This window comes from Bradyrhizobium sp. HKCCYLRH3097 (assembly GCF_051167875.1).
In the GTDB taxonomy this organism is placed as follows: Bacteria; Pseudomonadota; Alphaproteobacteria; order Rhizobiales; family Xanthobacteraceae; genus Bradyrhizobium.
Map to the genome: position 1 here is coordinate 1,237,728 of NZ_JBNPTX010000001.1, position 20,083 is coordinate 1,257,810.

Here is a 20,083-nt window from a genome sequence, read left to right on the forward strand (position 1 = left end):
TCAACTCCCTTGGTACGCTGGATTGGATGATGGAACCTTTTGAAAATGATTTTGGCTTGCAGAATGGTCGGACCTTGCAAGCAGCAAGGCGTCTGCCTGCAAGCTGACGGCAGGATTTCGCGATGTTTGCGGCAAGCCGGCCGCGACGAGATGGCGCAGGGGAACAGAAAGCTTTTGAAACAAACGGTTGCAGTCGGAACGCCGGTTGCACGGTTGCGGCGGGCCGATGAGCATTTCGCGGCGAGCCATGCCGCCGCCATTGAAGATGCGACGCATTGTCGCATATGCCGTGAAAGTCGTCCGCTGTGCGAACGGCGGCTCAGCCCTTCTGGGCGTAGAGCAGCGGGACAGCGGCGTCGACCATCACCTCGACGAGGCTCGTGCCGGCATGGGCGAGGGCTCGCGTCAGCGCACCGGCGAGATCGGCGGCATGGTTCACGCGCACTGCGTCGCAGCCCATGCCGTCCGCGAGCTTGACGAAATCGAGGCCGGGCAGCTCGAGCCCGGGCACGTTGCGCACCTGCATGACCTGGCTGAACGAGCGCATCGCGCCATAGCCGGAATTGTTGATGACGACGACCGTCAGCGGCAGCCTGCGCTGCGTGGCGGTCCACAGCGCCTGCAGCGAATACATCGCCGAGCCGTCGCCGATCAGGCACACCGTGCGGCCGGTGCGACGGCCCAGCGCCATGCCGACCGCCGCCGGCAGGCTGTAGCCGAGCCCGCCGCTCGCCATCGTGTAGAACGACTCCGCGCCGGGCATTGGCATGTACTTGTGCATCACCGGCCGGTGCGAGGGGATCTCCTCGACCACGGCGCTGCCCGCCGGCAGCGCCTGCGCCAGCGTGTGCAGGAGATAGTCGACCGGAATCGGATCGGATGGCTTCGGTGCATCGGGTAGCACGCGGCCCTTCGGCGCCGCGCGCCTGGTCTCCGGCAGCAGCTCCAGCAGCAGCGACAGCGCCGGCCGCATCGTGGCGATGATGCTGGTGCCGACCGGCGGCACCGCGGCGCCTTCGGCGTCGTCGGTGATCTGATAAAGCGTGGTGGCGCCGTCGAAGATCGCGGCGTGGCCCTCGACATGGAAGGTGAACACCGGCGCGCCGATCACGACGACGAGGTCGTGCGGTTTCAGGGCGTCGGACAATTGTCCGGGCGAGGCGTGCAGAAAGCCCTGGAATTGCGGATGGCGCTCGGGAAACGAGCAGCGCGCCGAGAACGGGCTGACCCAGACCGCGGCCTTGGCCTTCTCGGCGACCTCGACCATCAGTTCGACGCAGCCGGCGCGGTCGATGCCGGGGCCGACCACGAGCGCGGGATTCTTCGCGGCGGCAAGTGCGCTCACCAGTTCGTCCATGGCGGCGCGATCGGGGCCGAGCTCGCGGCTCACCTTGCGCGCGGTGATCGGCTGCGCCGGATGCATCCAGTCGTCGATCGGGATCGAGACGAAGGTCGGCCCGCAAGGCGGCTGCATCGCGCTGTAGTAGGCGCGGGCGATCGCGCCCGGCACGTCCTCGGGCCGCGCCGGCTCGACGCTGTATTTGACGTAAGGGCGCGGGAATTCGGACGGGCGTTCGGCATAGAGAAAGGCCTGCAGCGGCAGGATCGAGCGCGCCTGCTGGCCGGCGGTGATGACCAGCGGCGTCTGGTTGCGGTGCGCGGTGTAGATGTTGCCGAGCGCGTTGCCGACGCCGGCCGCCGAATGCAGGTTGACGAAGCCGGCATTGCGCGTCGCCTGGGCATAGCCGTCGGCCATGCCGACGACGGAAGCCTCCTGCAGGCCGAGCACGTAGTCGATGTCCTCGGGCCAGTCGCTGAGGAACGGCAGCTCGGTCGAGCCGGGATTGCCGAACACCTTTTTGATGCCGAAGGCGCGCAGCAGCTCGAAGGTGGCCTGCTTGACGGTGACGGGTTTGGTTGTTGTTTTCGTTGTTTTGGCCAAAGGCGTTCCCTCGGGTGCTTTTGTGGGTCGTCATTCCGGGGCGATGCGAAGCATCGAACCCGGAATCTCGAGCGGTTCTTCTCCCTCACCTCGAGGTTCCGGGTTCGGTGCTCTGCGCCAAAATGGCTTCGCCATTCTGTCGCGACGCACCGCCCCGGAACGACAGAGTCTACGTCACCAACTCGCGGTGCCCTTCATCGTCGGCTGTCGCTCGGCGTTGGCGGTCCACAGCTCCAGGCCGCCATCCTTGTCATTCGCATTCACCGAGAACGCGCTGCCCTCGAACAAGGGCTGCACGCCGCGATAGGCGAACTTGGCCGGCGGTTTGCCCTTAAGTCTGGCGGCGAACTCGACCAGCAGCGCGGCCTGCAAAGGTCCGTGGAAGATCAGGCCCGGATAGCCTTCGACCCTGGTGACGTAGTCGCGGTCGTAATGGATGCGATGGCCGTTGAAGGTCAGGGCGGAATAGCGAAACAACAGCACGGCATCGGAGACGCGCGTCTCGCTGTGCTGCGCGACCGGCGGAGGCGGCGGCGCCTTCGCCGGCGCAGCCTGGGCGCCACCCATGTCGCGATAGACGATGTCCTGGCGCTCGCGGATCGCGACCCCGCGCGACGTCGATACGACATGTTCCACCGACACGAAGCAGAGCTGGCCGGTCGAGCCGCTCTTCAGCGCGACGTCGGTGATGGTCGACACGCGCGTCGCGACATCGCCGACGCGCAAGGGATCGATGAACTGCACCTCGCCGCCCGCCCACATGCGGCGCGGCAAGGGTACCGGCGGCAGGAAGCCGCCGCGGGTCGGATGGCCGTCGGGGCCGAGCTGATCGTGTGGAAACACCGGCTGGCCCAAACACCAGTGCACGGTGTAGGGCGCGATGTCGCCGGTTGTCGGTTCGCCGATCTCCTGGAACAGCGTCGCGCGCAGCCCCTTGGTGAGCTGCGGGGTGACGAGGTCGGTGGCCTCGGCGCTGCGGCCGACCCATTGCCGGAGGTGATCGAGATCGAGCGTGTCCGTCATGATCATCCCTTTCGCTGATGCGGCGAGGCCGCCTCGCCGATCGCGGGCACGGCGCCGTAACACCTGTCGTCGCCGACCACGATCGCCGCCGGCGCGGGATAGCTGACGACGCCGTTCGGCGTGTTCACCTCGATCCGCCGCAGATGCGGATGAACCGCGAGGTCGGCCATGCTGTTGACCTCGGCAAAGGCGATGTCGGCGCTCGCGAGCTTGCCCAGCAGCTCATCGCGCGACAGCGCCGCGAAGCGCTCCGCGACGATGCCGTCGGTCAGCGCACGGTTGCGCACGCGCTCGACCATGTTGGCGAAGCGCGGATCGTCCGGCAATGTGGGCTGGTCCAGCACCTTGGCGCACAGCGTCTTCCACTCGCGCTCGCTCTGGATCGAGATCAGGATGTCCTTGCCGTCCTTCGAGGTGAACACGCCATAGGGCGCGATCGAGGGGTGGGCGAGGCCGATGCGCTTCGGCGCATTGCCGGCTTCCGCGTTGAGCAGCGGCACGGTGAGCCAGTCGGCCATCACGTCGAACATCGAGATCCTGATGTCGGCGCCTTCGCCAGTGCGGCCGCGCCTGATCAGCGCCTCCAGGATCGCGGCATGCGCCGTCGCGCCGGTCGCGACGTCGACGATCGACATGCCGACGCGGGAGGGGCCGTCCGGCCCGCCGGTGATCGAGGCCAGCCCGCTCTCGGCCTGGATCAACAGGTCATAAGCCTTGCGATCGGCGTAGGGACCGGAGTCGCCATAGCCGGTGATGGTGCAGCAGATCAGCTTCGGATAGTCCTTGCGCAGCCGCTCGCGGGCAAAGCCCATTCTGTCCATCGAGCCGGGCTTCAGGTTCTGCAGCAGCACGTCGGCGCCGGCGATCAGCTTCTCCAGCTCGGCGCGACCTTCCGGTCTTGAAAGGTCGACGACGACGGAATCCTTGCCGCGGTTGAGCCACACGAAATAGCTGCTCTGACCCTTGGCGGCGGCGTCGTAGCCGCGGGCGAAATCGCCCTCGGGCCGCTCGATCTTGATCACGTGAGCGCCGGCATCGGCGAGACGCGACGAGCAGAACGGCGCGGCCACCGCCTGCTCGACGGCGACGACAATGATCCCTTCAAGCGGCAGCATGGCCCGACCTCAATACGAGCGCGGCATGCCGAGCACGTGCTCGGCGACGTAGGAGAGAATGAGGTTGGTCGAGATCGGCGCCACCTGATACAGCCGCGTCTCGCGGAATTTGCGCTCCACGTCGTATTCCTCGGCGAAGCCGAAGCCGCCATGGGTCTGGATGCAGGCATTGGCCGCCTCGAACGACGCATCGGCCGCGAGCATCTTGGCCATATTGGCCTCGGCGCCGCAGTCGAGCCCGGCCTCGTATTTGCGCGTGGCCTCCTTGACCATCAGCTCCGCGGCCCGCATCGACGCATAGGCCTTGGCGATCGGGAACTGGATGCCTTGGTTCTGGCCGATCGGGCGGCCGAACACGACGCGCTCCTTGGCATAGGCGGTGGCTTTCGCGATGAACCATTTGGCGTCGCCGACGCATTCGGCCGCGATCAGGATGCGCTCGGCGTTCATGCCGGAGAGGATATAGCGGAAGCCCTTGCCTTCCTCGCCGATCAGGTTCTCCGCCGGCACCCGCATGTCGGTGAAGAACACTTCCGTCGTGGCGTGGTTCATCATCGTCCGGATGGGACGAATGGTGAGGCCGGCCTTCTTGGCCTCGCGCATGTCGACGATGAAGACGGAGAGACCATCGGTGCGCTTCTGCGCCTGCTCTTTCGGCGTGGTGCGCGCGAGCAGGATCATCAGGTCGGAATGCTCCGCGCGGCTGGTCCAGATCTTCTGGCCGTTGACGACATAGCTGTCGCCGTCGCGCTTCGCGACCGTCTTCAGCGACGTCGTGTCGGTGCCCGAAGTGGGTTCGGTGACGCCGAAAGCCTGCAGCCGCAACTCGCCGCTGGCGACCTTAGGCAGCCACTTCGCCTTCTGCTCGGCGGAGCCGTGGCGCAGCACCGTGCCCATCGTGTACATCTGGGCGTGACAGCCGCCGCCATTGCAGCCGGCACGCTGGATCTCCTCGAGGATCGCCGCAGCGGCCGACAGCTTCAATCCCGCGCCGCCATATTCCTCGGGAATCAGCACGGAGAGATAGCCCGCCTCGGTCAGCGCATCGACGAAGGCCGAGGGATAGGCCATCTCGCGATCGAGCTTGCGCCAATATTCACCAGGGAACTGCGCGCACAGCTTGGCCACCGCGTCGCGGATATCGGCGTAATCGTCGTGCTGATGCTGGTCTGTCATGTGTTGCTCCGCCGGCCGCCGTGACGCGGCCTGGGCTCTCTCCCTGGACTTGTTTCCTGATAGCCTATGACCAAGCGGGTCACGCTTGGCAAGCTTGGAATGCCAGCGTTGCAGCCGAGCAGCCTTGCCGGAGCGACAGAGCAGGCCGCCTGCGGCGACGTTCTAGCTGACGGGAAATCCGAGATGACCGCGGAAACGGTTTTTGAGGAAGACACCGTCGCGTGCGGGCAGCGCGCGGTCAACGTGATCGGTCGAGATCGCGACGCGGGCGAAGTGCGGCCCGGAGAACGCGTGCAGCTTTGGCCGGAAGGCGTCGAGCGCCGCGCTGTCCTCGAGCGTGCTGACGGAGGGAAAGCCGGCTCCGGTCGCGATCAGCTCGAGATTTGCGCCGAGCCCGGAATGGCTCATCTGCATCCCGGTCTCGCCGAAATGGGCGTTGTCGAGCACGACGATCGAGAGATTCTTGGGCTTCTTCGCGGCTGCAGTCGCGAGGCTGCCGAGCCCCATCAGTTGTTCGCCGTCGCCGGTGATGACGACGACCGGGCGCGATGGCTGCGCCAGTGCGAGACCCAGGCCGATCATGGCCGCGCCGCCCATCGCGCCCCAGAGATAGAAGTTGGCGTCGTGATCGCCCGCGGCGAACACGTCGTAGGACGATGAGCCGAGGCCGCTGACGACCAGCAGGTCGCCACGGTTCTGCAGCAGCGCCTTGACGGCGGTGCGGCGGTCGAGCGGTGCTCCCATCACTTCGCCTCCGTCCACTTCTTGGCGCCGATCATGCGCTGGGAGATCAGCACCGCGATCGGCTGATCGCTGTCGAACGCGAGCCTCGCTGCAGCGGCCGCCATCTCGCCGGCGTCTTCGGGACGTTCCAGCCGGAACACCGTGACGCCCATGATCTCGAAGGCCGCCTGCGTCGCCTTGCCCATCGGCACCTGCCACGGATTGAACTCGGCCCACTCGCCGCGCATCGTCACGAAGGCGAGGAACGGGAAGCGGCAGCTCTGAAGCAACGACAGCATGTTGACGCAATTGCCGACGCCGCTCGACTGCATCAGCAGCACTGCGCGCTGCCCGCCGAGCCAGGCGCCGGCGGAGAGCGCGACACCTTCCTCTTCGGTGGTCAGGACCGTGGTGGCGATCGCGGGATCGTCATGGGCGAGGCCGATCAGGCGGGAATGGCCGGCGTCGGGGACGTAGCACAGCTGACGGACGTCGGCCGCCTTCAGCGCCTCGTAGATGGCGAGCGGCCAGTCGGTGGTGGGCGTGTCGGAAGCGGCCATGGCGTCCTGAGGTTCATGAGCACCGATGGTGCAGCGGATGATTTAGCCAGAAACGACCGTCGAAGCCCATTGAATCTCGTTCAACCCGCCATGCCGGATTCTCATAGGCAGCCTAGGGCCTCGTGGTCCGGCTGGGGAGGCCTCATGGTTCGAGACGCCGGTGCGCGGCTCCTCACCCTCATGGTGAGGAGCGCCGCTCGCGGCGCGTCTCGAACCATGAGGCCCCATGCGGCCGACCACGCGATCGTCATGTGGAGTGGCGGGAGCAACAGGAACTCACCCCGGGATCCGCACCGGCAGCGATTCATAGCCGCGGACGAAGCTGGAATAGACCCGCTTCGGCTCGCCCACGACCTCGATGCGGTCGAAGCGCTTGAGGATCTCTTGCCAGACGATGCGCAGCTGCAACTCGGCGAGTCGCATGCCGACGCAGCGGTGGATGCCGAAGCCGAATGAGAGATGAATGCGCGGCCGCTTGCGGTCGATGATGAAGGCGTCGGGGTTCTCGATCACCTCCCCGTCGCGGTTGCCCGAGACGTACCACATCACGACGCGGTCCCCCTTCTTGATCGTCTTCCCGCCGAGCTCGGTATCGACCAGCGCGGTGCGGCGCATGTGGGCGAGCGGCGTCTGCCAGCGGATCACCTCGGGCACCATGGTCTCGATCAGCGCCGGATTGTCGCGCAGCTTCTGATACTCGGCCGGGTTCTCGTTCAACGCCAGCACCGATGCCGTCATCGTATTGCGGGTGGTGTCGTTGCCGCCGACGATGAGCAGGATCAGGTTGCCCATCAGATTGTCCGGCGTCATGTGCCGCGTCGCCTCGCTGTGCGCCATCATCGAGATCAGGTCGCGGCCGGGCTCGGCCTGACGCGCCTTCCACATCCGGCCGAAGGTCTCGGCGCATTCGCCGAGCTCGCGGCGGCGCTCCTCCTCCGACGAAACGATGCCGCTCTTGGGCAGGGCGGTGGAGACATCCGACCAGCGCGTCAGCTTGCGGCGCTCCTCGAACGGGAAGTCGAACAGGGTCGCCAGCATCTGTGTCGTCAGCTCGATCGAGACCTTCTCGACCCAGTTGAAGGTCTCGTTGCGCGGCAGCGAATCCAGCACCTTGGCCGAGCGCTGCCGGATCAGCACCGCCATCTCGTCGAGATGGTCCGGCGTGAACATCGGCTGCACGGTCTTGCGCTGCTCGCCATGGCGGGGCTCGTCCATCGCGATGAAGCTCGGCCACTCATAGCCCGGCGGCACGTCGCGGATCATGATTCCGCCATTGCTGACGTCCGACGAGAAGACCGCGTGGTTGGTATCGACATGCATGATGTCGTGATAGCGCGTCACCGACCAATAGGGCTCGATCGGCGCCTTGGTGCAGTAGTGCACGGGCGCCTCCTTGCGCAGCCGCTCGAACCACGGCCAGATCGTGTCGTTCTGGAACAGCCGGGGCGCGCCGGGATGGAAGTCCTCGATCGGCGTCGAGTAGGCCTCGAGGCGCGCGTCGCGCAGCAGATCGGCCTTATCGGAGCGAAGCGCGGCCTGGACGGTCATGGGGTGGTCCTTTTCTTGCTGCTGTTTCTTGCTGCCGTACCGATCGTACTCACGTCATCCTCCGCAAAGGCGGACGATCCAGTACGTCGAGACGTCAATCATATTGCAATATCGTTCTCCGGAATACGGGATGCCCCGCCTGCGCGGGGCATGACGGCAAAGTTGATCTGCACCGCGATCAGTTCACACTGCAATCCGTACCGGCAACGTCTCATATCCCTTCACGAAGCTCGAATAGACCCGCTTCGGCTCGTCCATCACGTCGATATGATCGAATCGTTTCAGGATCTCCTCCCAGATGATCTTGAGTTGCAGTTCGGCCAATCGCAAGCCGACACAGCGGTGGATGCCGAAGCCAAATGACAGATGCTGGCGCGGCCTGACACGGTCGATGATGAAGTCGTAGGGACGCTCGATGGCGGCCTCGTCGCGGTTGCCCGAGACGTACCACATCACGACCTTGTCGCCTTTCTTGATCTGCTTGCCGCGGAACTCGATGTCTTCCAGCGCGGTACGGCGCATGTGGGCGAGCGGGGTCTGCCAGCGGATGACCTCGGGGACGAAGCTGTCGATCAGCGCGGGGTTGTCCTTGAGCTTGCGGTACTGATCAGGGTTCTGACTGAGCGCATAGATGCTGCCGGACATGGTATTGCGCGTGGTGTCGTTGCCGCCGACGATCAGGAGCACGAGATTGCCGAGGAAGTTCTTCGGGTCCATGTTCCGGGTCGCCTCGCTGTGGGCCATCATCGACAGCAGGTCGCTCTTCGGCGGCTGGTTGACGCGCTCCTGCCAGAGCCGGGCGAAATAGCGCGCACAGTCCATCAGTTCGGCCTGCCGTTCGTCCTCGGTCGCGACAAGCCCATCGGGGCCGGGGATCGTGGTCGCGATATCCGACCAGCGCGTCAGCTTGCGGCGGTCTTCCCAGGGGAAGTCGAACAGCACCGCCAGCATCTGCGTGGTCAGCTCGATCGAGACGCGATCGACCCAGTCGAACACCTCGCCGACAGGCAGATTGTCCAGGCATTCGGCGGAGCGCTTGCGGATGTTGATCGCGAGCTCGTCGAGATGTGTCGGCGTGAACATCGGTGCCACGGTCTTGCGCTGCGCGGCATGGCGCGGCGGATCCATCGCGATGAAGCTCTCGCGGCGCAGGTCAGGATCGACGTCGCGAATGGTGATGCCGCCGAGCGCGGACGCCGAGGAGAACACCGCGTGGTTTGTCTCGATCTCCATGATGTCGTCGTATCGGGTGATCGACCAGTAGGGACCGAACATCGACTCCTTGCAGTAGTGCACCGGATCCTCGCGACGCAGCCGGTCGAAATAGGGCCAGTGCGTGTCGGTACGGAACAACTCCGGATGACCGGGGTCGAATTCGGCGAGCGGCAACGATGCGGCGCGGCTGGCGGCCGTGTCGTCGACGCGCTCGCCTGCTGCGGCGTGTCGCTGTGCCTCGGCCGTCGTGGTGGTCCCGTGCATGGACGTCTCCCTGATGGCCGGATTTGAGCTGTCCGGCGATGTTGGGTGCGATTACATCCTGCCCGGGAGCGCGGGGCAAGCGCGGAGTGGGGCCGCCGGGCCGGTCTTGCGTCGCAACGCTGGTATTTGTCCGGACGTCGGGCGTGACAAGCGCCACGTCACGGAATATGGCTTTGGGCGATTGTTGCAAAGCAGAAGACTAGCAGGAGGCCGCCCCATGATCGCCAACGCGCAGCGCATGTTCAATTTCGATCTCGGCGAGACCGCAGACGCGATTCGCGAGACGGTGGCGAGCTTTTCGCAAGAGCAGATCGCGCCGCGCGCTGCCGAGATCGACCGCTCCAACCAGTTTCCGCGCGATCTCTGGCCCAGGATCGGCGAGCTCGGTCTGCACGGCATCACGGTGGAGGAAGAGTATGGCGGTGCCGGCCTCGGCTATCTCGAGCACTGCATCGCCATGGAAGAGATCTCGCGCGCCTCGGCCTCGGTGGGCCTGTCCTACGGCGCCCACTCCAACCTCTGCGTCAACCAGATCCGCCGCAACGGCAACGAGGCGCAGAAGCGCAAATATCTGCCGAAGCTGATCTCGGGCGAGCATGTCGGCTCGCTGGCGATGTCCGAGCCGCAGGCCGGCTCCGACGTGGTGTCGATGAAGACCCGCGCCGACAAGAAGGGAGACCGCTTCGTCCTCAACGGCAACAAGATGTGGATCACCAATGGTCCGATCGCCGAGACGCTGGTGGTCTATGCCAAGACCGATCCGCAAGGAGGCCCGCGCGGCATCACCGCGTTCATCATCGAGAAGGGCATGAAGGGCTTCTCGACCGCGCAGAAGCTCGACAAGCTCGGCATGCGCGGCTCCGACACCTGTGAGCTGGTGTTCGAGGATTGCGAGGTCCCGGAGGAGAACGTGCTGGGGCAGGTCGGCCGCGGCGTCAACGTGCTGATGAGTGGCCTCGATTACGAGCGCGCGGTGCTCGCGGCAGGTCCGCTCGGCATCATGCAGGCCTGCATGGACGCGGTGCTACCCTACGTGCACGAGCGCAAGCAGTTCGGCCAGCCGATCGGCACCTTCCAGCTCGTGCAGGGCAAGGTTGCCGACATGTACACGACGATGAATGCCGCGCGCGCCTATGTCTATGCCGTGGCCAAGGCCTGCGATCGGGGCGAGACGACGCGTGAGGACGCCGCCGGCGCGATTCTGTTCGCCGCCGAAAAGGCGACGCAATGTGCGCTCGATGCGATCCAGCTGCTCGGCGGCAACGGCTATATCAACGACTATGCGACCGGGCGGCTGCTGCGCGACGCCAAGCTCTACGAGATCGGCGCCGGCACCAGCGAGATCCGCCGCATGCTGATCGGGCGGGAATTGTTCGAGAAGACGTCTTGAGGCGCAGACCAAGCGGTTGGCGTATGCGGGACATGCGTTCGCCAACCGGCCGGATGCAGATATTTTAGTCATCCTCGTCGAGGCCGGTGTTTTTTTCCGGCCGACTTGCGTAGAAAATACGTCGAACCTCGAAGTCGTCCCGGCGACGAACCATCGAGGTATATTGTAGATCTTTTGCGGGTGTCGGAGGCTTGAGCCGTGAACCAGATGAGCTACGTTCCGGAGCAGCCGCCGCCGCTTCCGCCTCTCACCGCCACCTTCTCAGGTGCGCGTGGCGAGTTCTTCCGGCTGGTCAGCCGCGGGGCGGCCATCGAACTGATCACGCTGGGCTTCTACCGGTTCTGGCTCGCGACCGACATCCGCCGTCATCTCTGGGTCAACACGGCCGTCGACGGTGATGCCGCCGAATATACCGGCCGCGGCAAGGAGCTCCTGATTGGCTTCCTGTTCGCGATGGCGATCCTGGTCCCGATCTACCTTGCCTACTTCCTCGTCGGCGTCGAGGCCGAGCGCTTCAAGGCCTTCGCCAGCGTGCCGCTGGTGATCGCCTTCTACGCCTTCGGCCAGTTCGCGATCTTCCGCGCGCGCCGCTACCGCCTGACGCGCACGGTCTGGCGCGGCATCCGATTCTGGATGACCGGCTCGGGCTGGGCCTATGCCGGGCGCGCCATGCTGTGGACCTTGTTGACGGTGGTCACGCTGGGGCTGGCCTGGCCGTGGCGCGCCGCCGCGCTCGAGCGCTACAAGATGCGGCATTCGCACTATGGCGATCTCAGCGGCGACTTCGAGGGACGCGGCTGGGAGTTCTTCAAGCGCGCCTGGTATCTGTGGGTCATCGCGCCGTTTGCGCTGCTTCTGTTTCCGTTGTTTCCGTTCGTCTATGCGCAGTTCAAAGCGATCGAGTGGCGCTGGTGGCTGTCGGGCATCCGCTTCGGCGGCGTGCGTCTGGAATCGGACCTGCCCGGCAACGCGTTCTATGGTCTGTATTGGAAGGTGATCGGCTGGTGGTTTCTGCTGTCGGTCGCCTCCGGCGCCTATTTCAGTGGCGTCGCCGCGCTGATGATCAAACTGCTGGGGCCGGGAAGCGACGGCCTGCCTCAGGTGCAGGCGCTGTCTGACAACATACCGATGCTGGTGCTGGTCGGATTGGGCTACGTCGCCTGGATCCTGGCGCTCAACGTCGTGATGCGGCTCTATCTGGTGCGCGACATGTGGGCGACCGTGCTGCAGTCGGTTCAAGTGCATGGCATCGAGGCCATGGCCAATGTCGCCGCCAAGGGCGATCTGGCCAGCGCGCTCGGCGAAGGGTTTGCCGATGGACTCGACGTCGCCGGATTCTGATCCCGGGCCCGCGGGCGCTGCTGCGCCGGCCGCCGCCTCGCCGGTCGAGCCTGCCGCTCCGCTCGGCGGCCCTGCGGTCTATTTCGACGGCCTGTCCAACCGGCGGCAGGTGGTCACGATCGGCTTCGCCAATCAGCTCGTGATGCGCAGCGCCGACAATTTCGTCTCCTGGCCCTATGCCGACATCCGCCGCGTCGATGGGCCGAGCGGCACGCTGCGCGTGAGCTGCCTGTCGGCGTCGCCGCTGGCGCGGCTGGAGATCCGCGACGCAGCGCTGTCGGCCGAGCTGATCGCGCGCTGCAGCCACATCGACCAGAACAGGATGACCCGCGGCGCCATCACGCGCATCGTCGGCTGGTCGCTGGCCGCCGCCGCCTCGATCGTCGCCGTCGTGCTGGTGGTGATTCCGTTCGCCTCCGACCGGCTGACGCCCCTGGTGCCGCCGACCATGGAGCGGCATCTCGGCGAGGCCGCCGTGGTGCAGATCCAGACCGTGTTCGGCGACAAGCTCTGCAGCGAGGCGGCGGGGCAGGCCGCGTTCGCCAAGCTGGTGACGGCGCTGCGCCGCCCCGCCGGCCTCGACGACAGCATCGCGTCGCAGGTGCTGGACACGCCGATCCCCAACGCCTTCGCGCTGCCGGGCGGGCGATTCTTCCTGTTCAGGGGGCTGCTCGACAAGGCCAATGACCCCGACGAGGTCGCCGGCGTGCTGGCGCATGAGCTCGGCCACCTCAAGCACCGCGACAACCTGAGGCAGCTGATCCACAATGGCGGCAGCTCGTTCCTGATCGGCCTGCTGTTCGGCGACGTCACCGGCGCGGGTGCGGCGATCTTCGCCTCGCGGGCCATGATCAACGCGTCCTATTCGCGCGAGGCGGAGGCGGCCGCGGACGGCTTCGCCATCGAGGTGATGCAGAAGCTCGGACGGCCGACGCGCCCGATGGGCGAATTGCTGTTCCGCATCACCGGCAAGGAGGACGGCAAGCGCCCGTCGCTGTGGGCCAGCCATCCGCTCAGCGAGGACCGTCTCGCCCGCATGCGCGCCGAGGACCGGCCGCCGAGCGGCCCGCCGCTGCTCAGTGCGGAGGAGTGGAAGGCGCTGAAGGGGATTTGTCGCTAGGCATTGGGACGCGTTTGGCGTTCGGGCGACGGCTGCGCTTGGCGTCGATTTGTGCCGACAGCGTTGCCATACATTCGGTGTCGTCCCTGCGAACGCAGGGACCCATAACCACCGAACCTTGTTGTTGGAAGCGGGCGTCGCTCAGCTTGCCACTTGCAGAGGCCGCGGCGTATGGGTCCCTGCGTTCGCAGGGACGACAGCGGAGGCTGAGGCGGCGTCCGGGCTCTCAATGAGGCGATCACAAGCGCGTTCGGATCAACCGACCGCTCACTCCGCCAGATTGTTGGTCTTCCTCACCCAGGCCCGCACATCGACCAGCACGTCCGGCAGCACCGCCTTGACGTCGGCGAGCGTCATGCCGGCCTTGACGCGCGGGTCGTACAGCAGGTTGAGGATGTACTGGTCGTAGACGTCGAAATAGCCCATCGAGACGTTGTCGTTGAACATCGTCCAGGGCACGCTCGAGGTGTCGTTGATCGGCCCGAGCGACTGCAGCAGCTCCTCATAGGCGCAGTCGAGAAAGACGAAATCGCCGTTGTCGACGGTCAGAATGACGTCGGAGCGCTCGATCTCGAACGCCTCGTTCTTGCGGAAGCCGGACAGGCATTGCGGATCCAGCGAGGTCTTGATCTCGCGCGCGCGCTCGCTGCCATAGGCCTGGCTGATGGTGTGGTAGAGGTCGCGGTCGCGCACCAGCTTGACGCGGACATTGGCGTCGCCGTCGGTCTCGGTCATCGCAATGTCGAGGTTGCGGATGCGGGCGGCGATATCTTTGACGACCTTGGCGAGCTGCGCCTTGCGGTCGGCGCGGCGGCCGTCGGCAAACACCCGCACCGGCGCGCTGTATTTCCGGATGCGGTCAACCCGGCCCGCCAGGTGATACTCGGCGCCGAAGGCGGTCTTGAAGAAGCCGTCGGTGATCTCGGCGTCGGTGAAGCTCTTCTTCTCGATGCGCTGGCGGGCGGCGATCGCCGGAATTTCGGCGGCCGACGCCGGCAGCGGGACCACCACGGTCACGAGCGCAGCCAGCGCGGCAGCCACCGCGCTCCGCAGGGGACGCCCGGAGCACCGGTGCTGCCGGCGAGGATGCGCGCTGTGACATTGCCTCATCGTCGTGGTCGCGTGCGGCTCTCAGTTCTTGACGATCACGGTGGTGCCGACCGAGACGCGGTCGTAGAGGTCGGCGACGTCGTCATTGGTCATGCGGAAGCAGCCCGACGATACCGCCTGGCCGATCGTCTCGGGCTCGTTCGAGCCGTGGATGCGGTACAGCGTGGAGCCGAGATACATCGCGCGGGCGCCGAGCGGGTTCTCGATGCCGCCGGCCATGTGGCGCGGCAGGTCGGGCCGGCGCCGCAGCATCTGCGACGGCGGGGTCCAGGCCGGCCATTCCTTCTTCGCGGTGATGCGGTGCACGCCGCTCCAGCGGAACCCGTCACGGCCGACACCGATGCCGTAGCGCAACGCCTGGCCGCCGGGCAGGACCAGATAGAGCCGGCGCTCGCTGGTGTTCACGATGATCGTGCCGGGCGCATACTGGCTCTGGAACATCACGGTCTGGCGCGGAATCGGGCTCACGCCGCTCTGGTAGAAGTTCGGCCCGCCGCCGAAGAGGTCCCTGGTGTCGAACATTTCCGCCCGCGCCATCCCGGCGCTTGCCACCGACGCGACCGCAGCAATTCCCAAAGCCAAACAGCGCTTCATTTCCATCCCCTGGCAAACATCAAATTCCGTTCGCAGACAGGCCATAAACGGTTGCACTTCGCAACCCACGGCGGCGTGAGGCCGGTATGTGGCGACGGTCCGTGACCCAAATCCCACGGAAAATCGCGCGCGTCCTGGACCAACATCCTGTTAGCCAAGCCCGCGCATGAGCACCGCGGCGATGGCAGCAATGCGGCCAGCCCCTTTGACGCCGCGGGCGAACAATGATTGATCTGCCCAGCATTGCAAATGGCGCGCGGAATCAGCAGGAGAATAGGATGAACGGTGCGGAAAGCCTGGTGCGGACCCTGGTCGCGGGCGGCGTTGACGTCTGCTTTACCAATCCGGGCACCTCCGAGATGCACTTCGTCGCCGCGCTCGACCGTGTCGAGGGCATGCGCTGCGTGCTCGGCCTGTTCGAAGGCGTGGTGACCGGCGCCGCCGACGGCTATTTCCGCATGAAGGGCACGCCGGCCTCGACGCTTCTCCATCTCGGCCCCGGCCTCGCCAACGGCCTTGCCAATTTGCACAACGCCAAGAAGGCCCGCTCGGGCATCGTCAACATCGTCGGCCAGCACGCCACCTACCACATCGGCTTCAACGCGCCGCTGACCTCGGACATTGAGGGCCTGGCGCGGCCGATGTCGGACTGGGTGCGGACCTCGCCGAGCGCCAAGGCCGTGGCCGCCGACGGCGCCGCCGCGATCGCCGCCGCCAGGAGCGCGCCGCCGCAGATCGCCACCCTGATCCTGCCCGCCGACACCGCCTGGAACGAGGCCGACGGCATTGCCCAGGTTCCGGGAGAGGCGCAGCGCCCGAGCTATTCGGCTGACGCGGTGGAGAAGGCGGCCAAGATCCTGCATGCCCACGGCCCCGAGACCCTGGTGCTGATGACGGCGGGCGCGCTGACCGAGCAGGCGCTGACCTTCGCCCAGCAGATTGCCGGCAAGACCGGCTGCCGCGTGATGGGCCAGACCTATCACCCGCGCATGGCGCGCGGCGCCGGCCGCTTCTCGATCGACCGCATCCCTTACGTGATCGAGCAGGCGCTGCCGATCCTGAAGAACTACAAGCACATCGTGCTGGTCGAGGCCAACGACCCCGTCGCCTTCTTCGCCTATCCGAACAAGCCGAGCATGCTCAAGGCCGAGGGCACCGAGGTACACCGCATGACCGCCTGGGGCGAGAACTCGGCTGCGGCGCTCGAGGCGCTGGCCGGCCATCTCGGCGCCAAGCCGGCCGACGTGAAGCCGCAGCCGCTCGCCGAGCTGATCAAGCCGCTAGGGGCGCTCAACCACACCACCATCGCCCAGGCGATCGCCTATGCGATCCCCGAGAACGCGATCGTCGTCGACGAATCCATCACCACGGGCCGCGGCTTCTTCCCGCCGACAGCGGCCGCCAAGCCGCATGACTGGCTGCAGAACATGGGCGGCTCGATCGGCTTCTCGACCCCGGTCGCGACCGGCGCCGCGGTGGCCTGCCCGGACCGCAAGGTCATGTGCCTCGTGGGCGACGGCAGCGCGATGTACACGATCCAGTCGCTGTGGACCCAGGCGCGCGAGAACCTCAACGTCGTCACGGTGGTGTTCGCCAACAGGATCTACCAGATCCTGCGCGGCGAGTTCGACGGCGTCGGCGCCGGCGAGCCCGGCCAGCGCGCCCAGGACATGCTCAAGATCGACCGTCCGACGCTCGACTTCGTCGCCATGGCCAAGGGCATGGGCGTCCCTGGCCGCGCTGTCACCTCGGCCGACGAGTTCAATGCCGCGCTGGCCGAGGCGAACGCCGATTATGGTCCGCGCCTGATCGAAGTGCAGATGTAAATCCGCAACGCTGGCGGCCGCAAAACGGCCGCCGGCCGAGGGAAGGCGCATCGCCTCATTTATGGGGTTGGCGACTCACGCCGATCGCGTGTTGATGGTGAGGTGTCCTTCTCTCCTGTATCTGAGCGGCATGCACAGTGAATTGAACCGGCTGATCTCTGCGCTGCAGGAGTTCTATGCGCGCGAGCGCTTCATCCTCGACCGTGATCTCGGCGAGCGCGCCTTGACGCATCGGCTGGCGGTGCATCTCGAACGCAACTTCTTGGGGTGGGACGTCGATTGCGATTACAACCGGCTCGGCGACCGCGCCATGCTGCTGCCGCGTGGCACCATCGTCTCGACCGACGACGAGCTGGGAAAATCGGTCTACCCGGACATCGTCGTGCACAAGCGTGCCGTGCCCGACAATCTGCTGGCGATCGAGGTCCGCAAGGCCGGCAACCACCAGCCGCTGGCGCATGACCGCCACAAGCTGATGGCGCTGACCGATCCGCATCTGTGGTTCGCCTATTGGATCGGCGTGCTGGTGATTCTCGACCGCCGCAGCGTGATCACGCCGGAGGTCTATGTCGGCGCCCGGATCGATCCGGTCTTGTCGGCCTGGTTCGCGGGGCGATTGCAGCAGATGGGACTCGCCGCCGGCTGAGACATCTCGCAGAAGAGGTGCGCGATCGCCGGTCGACGCGAATGAACAAGGGCCGCCCCTGAGAGGAGCGGCCCGATCTCGTCGCGCATGTGGAGCCTGCGGACAGGCGCTCCCACGCCTTACTTCGACATGGCGTCGCCGGACGACTTCTTCGCCGACTTCTTCTTCGTCTTACTCATCTTCATGTCGTCGCCCCCGCCCATGGCGTCGCCGCTCTTCGCCGACTGGCCGGTGGTCGTCATCGGCTTCTCGGTGGACTGGGCAAGAGCGGCCGACGAGACGAACGCGAGGGCGGCGGTAGCGATGATCAGTTTACGCATGCGGAAAACCTCCGTGGGTTGGAAACGCGCCGGACCATAGGCGAATTCGACCAGCGGCGTTCTGACGCAGGAATCAGGAAAACGTGAGAGTTCCGCCCCGCAAAAGCCGACTTGCACCGGCGGCACGGGCAGCGGCGAGGGCATTCTGTGACGATTGTGCCGGACGCAGGGAGCCCATGCGCGGGTGAGCGAGGCCAATTTGGCCCAGTGCATCGACGCAGCAGCCTCCAACTGCGGCTGCGAGCTTCGGGCTCTCATCGCGATGCGGTGGGCTCGCGGCGTCATGGGAATGAATGTCATGCCAATCGGCCTCAGCGCGGTGCCGAGATCCTGGCGGAGGTCGCTCGAGCCCACGACCAGGACCTCGGCATTCTCGCCAAGCTCGGGCGCTGCCTGGAAGCTGCGCGCGACATCGATGATCTCATCGACGCCGCTACGGAGAGCCAGGAGGGCCGCTGTCAGAGCCGGATCTCTGCGCGGGCGGCGGGACTGTCGGAGCGCGAGGCGATCGATCGGCGGCGGTTCGATCTGCCGATGAGAGGCTAGTCCGGCCGCCATTCACGGACGAATTCGCCCATGAATCCTCTGTGGCGCCGCATCGGCTTAGGTCGCGCTTTCGCCTCAAGTCATCAGTTGGTGCAGTCCCAGCCAACCCGTATAGGTCCCGACCAGTACGATCAGAGCAGCCGAGAGATAGGGCGCCCGGTGCGCGAGGCGGCTGAAGCCGGACCAGTGGCGCTCGACATGCCGAAGGCTGAGTGCGGCCAGAACGCCGACGGACACCATGGTGATGGCCAGGCCGATGCCGAAGCAGAGCACCAGGATGAAGCCCAGGCTGAACTGCTTCAGTTGAAGGCACAACAGCAGGACCGTGATGGCGGCGGGGCAAGGGATCAGACCGCCGCTCAGTCCGAAGAGGACGATCTGTGCGGTCGTGACCGTACGGCCGGCGAAGCGCCGTCGAATGTCGTCGGCGTGGGCGCGCGCATGGGCATCGTCCTCGTCGCCGAGGTCCATGTGATCGTGGGTGTGCTCCTCGAACAGGATCTCGACGGAGGCGCCAGCAAGCGTGATGCGTGCCTTGAACGCGTGCGGCTCGGGGATCTCCTCGATGCTCTCCAAGGCGTCGCCGCTGGCCCGGAAACTGAACTGCTGCTCGTGGCCGTCTCCACGAACGGTCGTGACGTGGAGCGTATCGGCGGGTGGGAGTGCGCCGGTCTCGTTCCGGATCCGCCAACGCGGCGGCACGCCATCTTCGAAGATCTCCACCGACAGCGCGTGGCCGGCAAGCGCGACCGATCGCAGCGCGTCGTGATGGTGATGATGGTCATGGTCATGGTGTCCACTCTGGTCCCGCCAGGTGCGCCAGACCATCCAGGCCGCGATGCCGATGATGACGACGGCCGAGATCAGTTGCAGAAGGGCTTCGCTGCGCTCGCCCGAAAGCTCCTGACCGAAGTGAAGACCGGCGAGTGCGATCACCCATACGATCGCGGTGTGGGAGATGGTCGCCGAGAGGCCGAGCAGCACGGCCTGCAGGACGGTGCCGCGGATTGCGACGATGAAGGCGGCCATCATGGTCTTGGAATGACCGGGCTCCAGGCCATGCAGCGCACCCAGGGCAATCGCGCTGGGCACGAACAGCCACGCATGCGCGCTGCCTTGCTGGAGCAGTTGAGACAGATCGGTCAATGCCAGTCTCACTTCAGATAGGTCCGGACCACTTCGATCAGGTCGGCGGCGCCCTTGGCCTTGTCGGGATCGCTTTCGTGCGCGGGGTCCACGACATGGTGCCGGATGTGATCTTCCAGCAGCTCGGTGGTCAGGCCTCCGATTGCGCCCCTGACCGACGCGACGAGCATGAGCACGTCGGCGCAGCCCAACTCCGCTTCGAGCGCGCGCTCCACCGCATCGATCTGGCCCTTGATGCGCCGGACCCGTGCGAGGAGCTTGGACTTGTGTTTGATGGTGTGCGACATCGGGATAATATAGGGGGGTACCCTATATAGGTCAACTTCCCATGTCGACCGCAGACGTCGAATGCGACGCTCGCGGCGTATCCGCTTGCCGATCGGCCCCAGGCAACCCCGTCGTAACCGGTCATTGCACGAAACCGACGAGCGCCGCGGATCCCCCGTTCGGATTGACGACCGCCAGGCGGAGGCGGAGT

At 66.0% G+C, this 20,083-nt stretch carries 19 protein-coding genes; 5 read left to right on the forward strand and 14 right to left on the reverse strand.

Annotation, left to right across the window (positions count from 1 at the left end; all coding sequences use genetic code 11):
• From ACQR0U_RS05550 to ACQR0U_RS05590, 9 genes are all read right to left on the reverse strand, one after another.
• Entirely contained in the window at positions 1–276 is a 276-nt protein-coding gene (locus ACQR0U_RS05550) for a hypothetical protein (protein ID WP_315713984.1), read from the reverse strand.
• Positions 277–319: 43 nt separating this feature from the next.
• Entirely contained in the window at positions 320–1,942 is a 1,623-nt protein-coding gene (gene mdlC, locus ACQR0U_RS05555) for a benzoylformate decarboxylase (RefSeq protein ID WP_434842692.1), read from the reverse strand.
• Between the two features lie 174 nt (positions 1,943–2,116).
• Positions 2,117–2,965 (reverse strand): FAS1-like dehydratase domain-containing protein, encoded by an 849-nt coding sequence (locus tag ACQR0U_RS05560; RefSeq protein WP_315713986.1) that lies wholly within the window; start codon positions 2,963–2,965, stop codon positions 2,117–2,119.
• 2 nt (positions 2,966–2,967) lie between these two features.
• Complete coding sequence (locus ACQR0U_RS05565) at positions 2,968–4,080, reverse strand: CaiB/BaiF CoA transferase family protein (RefSeq protein WP_315713987.1); 1,113 nt, start codon at positions 4,078–4,080, stop codon at positions 2,968–2,970.
• A gap of 9 nt (positions 4,081–4,089) precedes the next feature.
• Entirely contained in the window at positions 4,090–5,256 is a 1,167-nt protein-coding gene (locus ACQR0U_RS05570) for an acyl-CoA dehydrogenase family protein (RefSeq protein ID WP_315713988.1), read from the reverse strand.
• Positions 5,257–5,418: 162 nt separating this feature from the next.
• Positions 5,419–6,000, reverse strand: coding sequence for a thiamine pyrophosphate-dependent enzyme (locus ACQR0U_RS05575; protein ID WP_315713989.1), 582 nt, complete (start codon positions 5,998–6,000; stop codon positions 5,419–5,421).
• Positions 6,000–6,539, reverse strand: coding sequence for a thiamine pyrophosphate-binding protein (locus ACQR0U_RS05580; RefSeq protein ID WP_315752662.1), 540 nt, complete (start codon positions 6,537–6,539; stop codon positions 6,000–6,002). The genes ACQR0U_RS05575 and ACQR0U_RS05580 overlap by 1 nt, the downstream gene beginning before the upstream one ends.
• 276 nt (positions 6,540–6,815) lie before the next feature.
• Positions 6,816–8,087, reverse strand: coding sequence for a cytochrome P450 (locus ACQR0U_RS05585; protein ID WP_315713991.1), 1,272 nt, complete (start codon positions 8,085–8,087; stop codon positions 6,816–6,818).
• A 183-nt stretch (positions 8,088–8,270) separates the two neighbouring features.
• On the reverse strand, positions 8,271–9,566 hold the full coding sequence (locus tag ACQR0U_RS05590) for a cytochrome P450 (RefSeq protein WP_315767816.1): 1,296 nt from the start codon (positions 9,564–9,566) through the stop codon (positions 8,271–8,273).
• Positions 9,567–9,783: 217 nt separating this feature from the next.
• Between ACQR0U_RS05590 and ACQR0U_RS05595 the strand changes: the two genes are divergently transcribed.
• The 3 genes from ACQR0U_RS05595 to ACQR0U_RS05605 all read left to right on the forward strand — a co-directional run bounded on the left by ACQR0U_RS05595 (position 9,784) and on the right by ACQR0U_RS05605 (position 13,417).
• The gene (locus tag ACQR0U_RS05595; RefSeq protein ID WP_315713993.1) at positions 9,784–10,956 is read left to right on the forward strand and encodes an isovaleryl-CoA dehydrogenase; all 1,173 of its coding nucleotides are present in this window, start codon (positions 9,784–9,786) and stop codon (positions 10,954–10,956) included.
• A gap of 207 nt (positions 10,957–11,163) precedes the next feature.
• Entirely contained in the window at positions 11,164–12,297 is a 1,134-nt protein-coding gene (locus ACQR0U_RS05600) for a DUF898 family protein (RefSeq protein WP_315714374.1), read from the forward strand.
• The gene (locus ACQR0U_RS05605; RefSeq protein WP_434842693.1) at positions 12,272–13,417 is read left to right on the forward strand and encodes a M48 family metallopeptidase; all 1,146 of its coding nucleotides are present in this window, start codon (positions 12,272–12,274) and stop codon (positions 13,415–13,417) included. The genes ACQR0U_RS05600 and ACQR0U_RS05605 overlap by 26 nt, the downstream gene beginning before the upstream one ends.
• Positions 13,418–13,684: 267 nt before the next feature.
• On the opposite strand, the gene ACQR0U_RS05610 is transcribed toward ACQR0U_RS05605, so the two are convergent.
• Both ACQR0U_RS05610 and ACQR0U_RS05615 read right to left on the reverse strand, forming a co-directional pair.
• Complete coding sequence (locus ACQR0U_RS05610; protein WP_410051222.1) at positions 13,685–14,527, reverse strand: DUF2927 domain-containing protein; 843 nt, start codon at positions 14,525–14,527, stop codon at positions 13,685–13,687.
• A gap of 21 nt (positions 14,528–14,548) precedes the next feature.
• On the reverse strand, positions 14,549–15,121 hold the full coding sequence (locus tag ACQR0U_RS05615; RefSeq protein ID WP_316201373.1) for a L,D-transpeptidase: 573 nt from the start codon (positions 15,119–15,121) through the stop codon (positions 14,549–14,551).
• 278 nt (positions 15,122–15,399) lie between these two features.
• On the opposite strand from ACQR0U_RS05615, the gene ACQR0U_RS05620 reads away from it, so the two are divergent.
• Both ACQR0U_RS05620 and ACQR0U_RS05625 read left to right on the forward strand, forming a co-directional pair.
• The gene (locus tag ACQR0U_RS05620) at positions 15,400–16,947 is read left to right on the forward strand and encodes an acetolactate synthase large subunit (protein ID WP_316203689.1); all 1,548 of its coding nucleotides are present in this window, start codon (positions 15,400–15,402) and stop codon (positions 16,945–16,947) included.
• Between the two features lie 130 nt (positions 16,948–17,077).
• A complete protein-coding gene (locus ACQR0U_RS05625; RefSeq protein ID WP_315713998.1) occupies positions 17,078–17,593 on the forward strand; it encodes a hypothetical protein in 516 nt (171 codons plus the stop codon).
• A 119-nt stretch (positions 17,594–17,712) separates the two neighbouring features.
• On the opposite strand, the gene ACQR0U_RS05630 is transcribed toward ACQR0U_RS05625, so the two are convergent.
• The 3 genes from ACQR0U_RS05630 to ACQR0U_RS05640 all read right to left on the reverse strand — a co-directional run bounded on the left by ACQR0U_RS05630 (position 17,713) and on the right by ACQR0U_RS05640 (position 19,892).
• Positions 17,713–18,471: a hypothetical protein gene (locus ACQR0U_RS05630; RefSeq protein WP_316201371.1), complete on the reverse strand. Its 759-nt coding sequence runs from the start codon at positions 18,469–18,471 to the stop codon at positions 17,713–17,715.
• 63 nt (positions 18,472–18,534) lie between these two features.
• Positions 18,535–19,605, reverse strand: coding sequence for a nickel/cobalt efflux transporter (locus ACQR0U_RS05635; RefSeq protein WP_434842694.1), 1,071 nt, complete (start codon positions 19,603–19,605; stop codon positions 18,535–18,537).
• 8 nt (positions 19,606–19,613) lie between these two features.
• Positions 19,614–19,892, reverse strand: a complete 279-nt coding sequence (locus ACQR0U_RS05640; protein WP_315714001.1) for a metal/formaldehyde-sensitive transcriptional repressor — start codon at positions 19,890–19,892, stop codon at positions 19,614–19,616.
• Positions 19,893–20,083 lie beyond the last annotated feature (191 nt).

Excerpts from the sequence above, each read along its gene's own strand:
- ACQR0U_RS05550 (WP_315713984.1), bottom strand. The coding sequence starts at position 276 with ATGCGTCGCATCTTCAATGGCGGCGGCATGGCTCGCCGCGAAATGCTC.
- ACQR0U_RS05560 (WP_315713986.1), bottom strand. The coding sequence starts at position 2,965 with ATGACGGACACGCTCGATCTCGATCACCTCCGGCAATGGGTCGGCCGC.
- ACQR0U_RS05565 (WP_315713987.1), bottom strand. The coding sequence starts at position 4,080 with ATGCTGCCGCTTGAAGGGATCATTGTCGTCGCCGTCGAGCAGGCGGTG.
- ACQR0U_RS05570 (WP_315713988.1), bottom strand. The coding sequence starts at position 5,256 with ATGACAGACCAGCATCAGCACGACGATTACGCCGATATCCGCGACGCG.
- ACQR0U_RS05575 (WP_315713989.1), bottom strand. The coding sequence starts at position 6,000 with ATGGGAGCACCGCTCGACCGCCGCACCGCCGTCAAGGCGCTGCTGCAG.
- ACQR0U_RS05580 (WP_315752662.1), bottom strand. The coding sequence starts at position 6,539 with ATGGCCGCTTCCGACACGCCCACCACCGACTGGCCGCTCGCCATCTAC.
- ACQR0U_RS05585 (WP_315713991.1), bottom strand. The coding sequence starts at position 8,087 with ATGACCGTCCAGGCCGCGCTTCGCTCCGATAAGGCCGATCTGCTGCGC.
- ACQR0U_RS05590 (WP_315767816.1), bottom strand. The coding sequence starts at position 9,566 with ATGCACGGGACCACCACGACGGCCGAGGCACAGCGACACGCCGCAGCA.
- ACQR0U_RS05595 (WP_315713993.1), top strand. The coding sequence starts at position 9,784 with ATGATCGCCAACGCGCAGCGCATGTTCAATTTCGATCTCGGCGAGACC.
- ACQR0U_RS05600 (WP_315714374.1), top strand. The coding sequence starts at position 11,164 with ATGAGCTACGTTCCGGAGCAGCCGCCGCCGCTTCCGCCTCTCACCGCC.
- ACQR0U_RS05605 (WP_434842693.1), top strand. The coding sequence starts at position 12,272 with ATGGACTCGACGTCGCCGGATTCTGATCCCGGGCCCGCGGGCGCTGCT.
- ACQR0U_RS05610 (WP_410051222.1), bottom strand. The coding sequence starts at position 14,527 with ATGAGGCAATGTCACAGCGCGCATCCTCGCCGGCAGCACCGGTGCTCC.
- ACQR0U_RS05615 (WP_316201373.1), bottom strand. The coding sequence starts at position 15,121 with ATGAAGCGCTGTTTGGCTTTGGGAATTGCTGCGGTCGCGTCGGTGGCA.
- ACQR0U_RS05620 (WP_316203689.1), top strand. The coding sequence starts at position 15,400 with ATGAACGGTGCGGAAAGCCTGGTGCGGACCCTGGTCGCGGGCGGCGTT.
- ACQR0U_RS05625 (WP_315713998.1), top strand. The coding sequence starts at position 17,078 with ATGCACAGTGAATTGAACCGGCTGATCTCTGCGCTGCAGGAGTTCTAT.
- ACQR0U_RS05630 (WP_316201371.1), bottom strand. The coding sequence starts at position 18,471 with ATGGCGGCCGGACTAGCCTCTCATCGGCAGATCGAACCGCCGCCGATC.
- ACQR0U_RS05640 (WP_315714001.1), bottom strand. The coding sequence starts at position 19,892 with ATGTCGCACACCATCAAACACAAGTCCAAGCTCCTCGCACGGGTCCGG.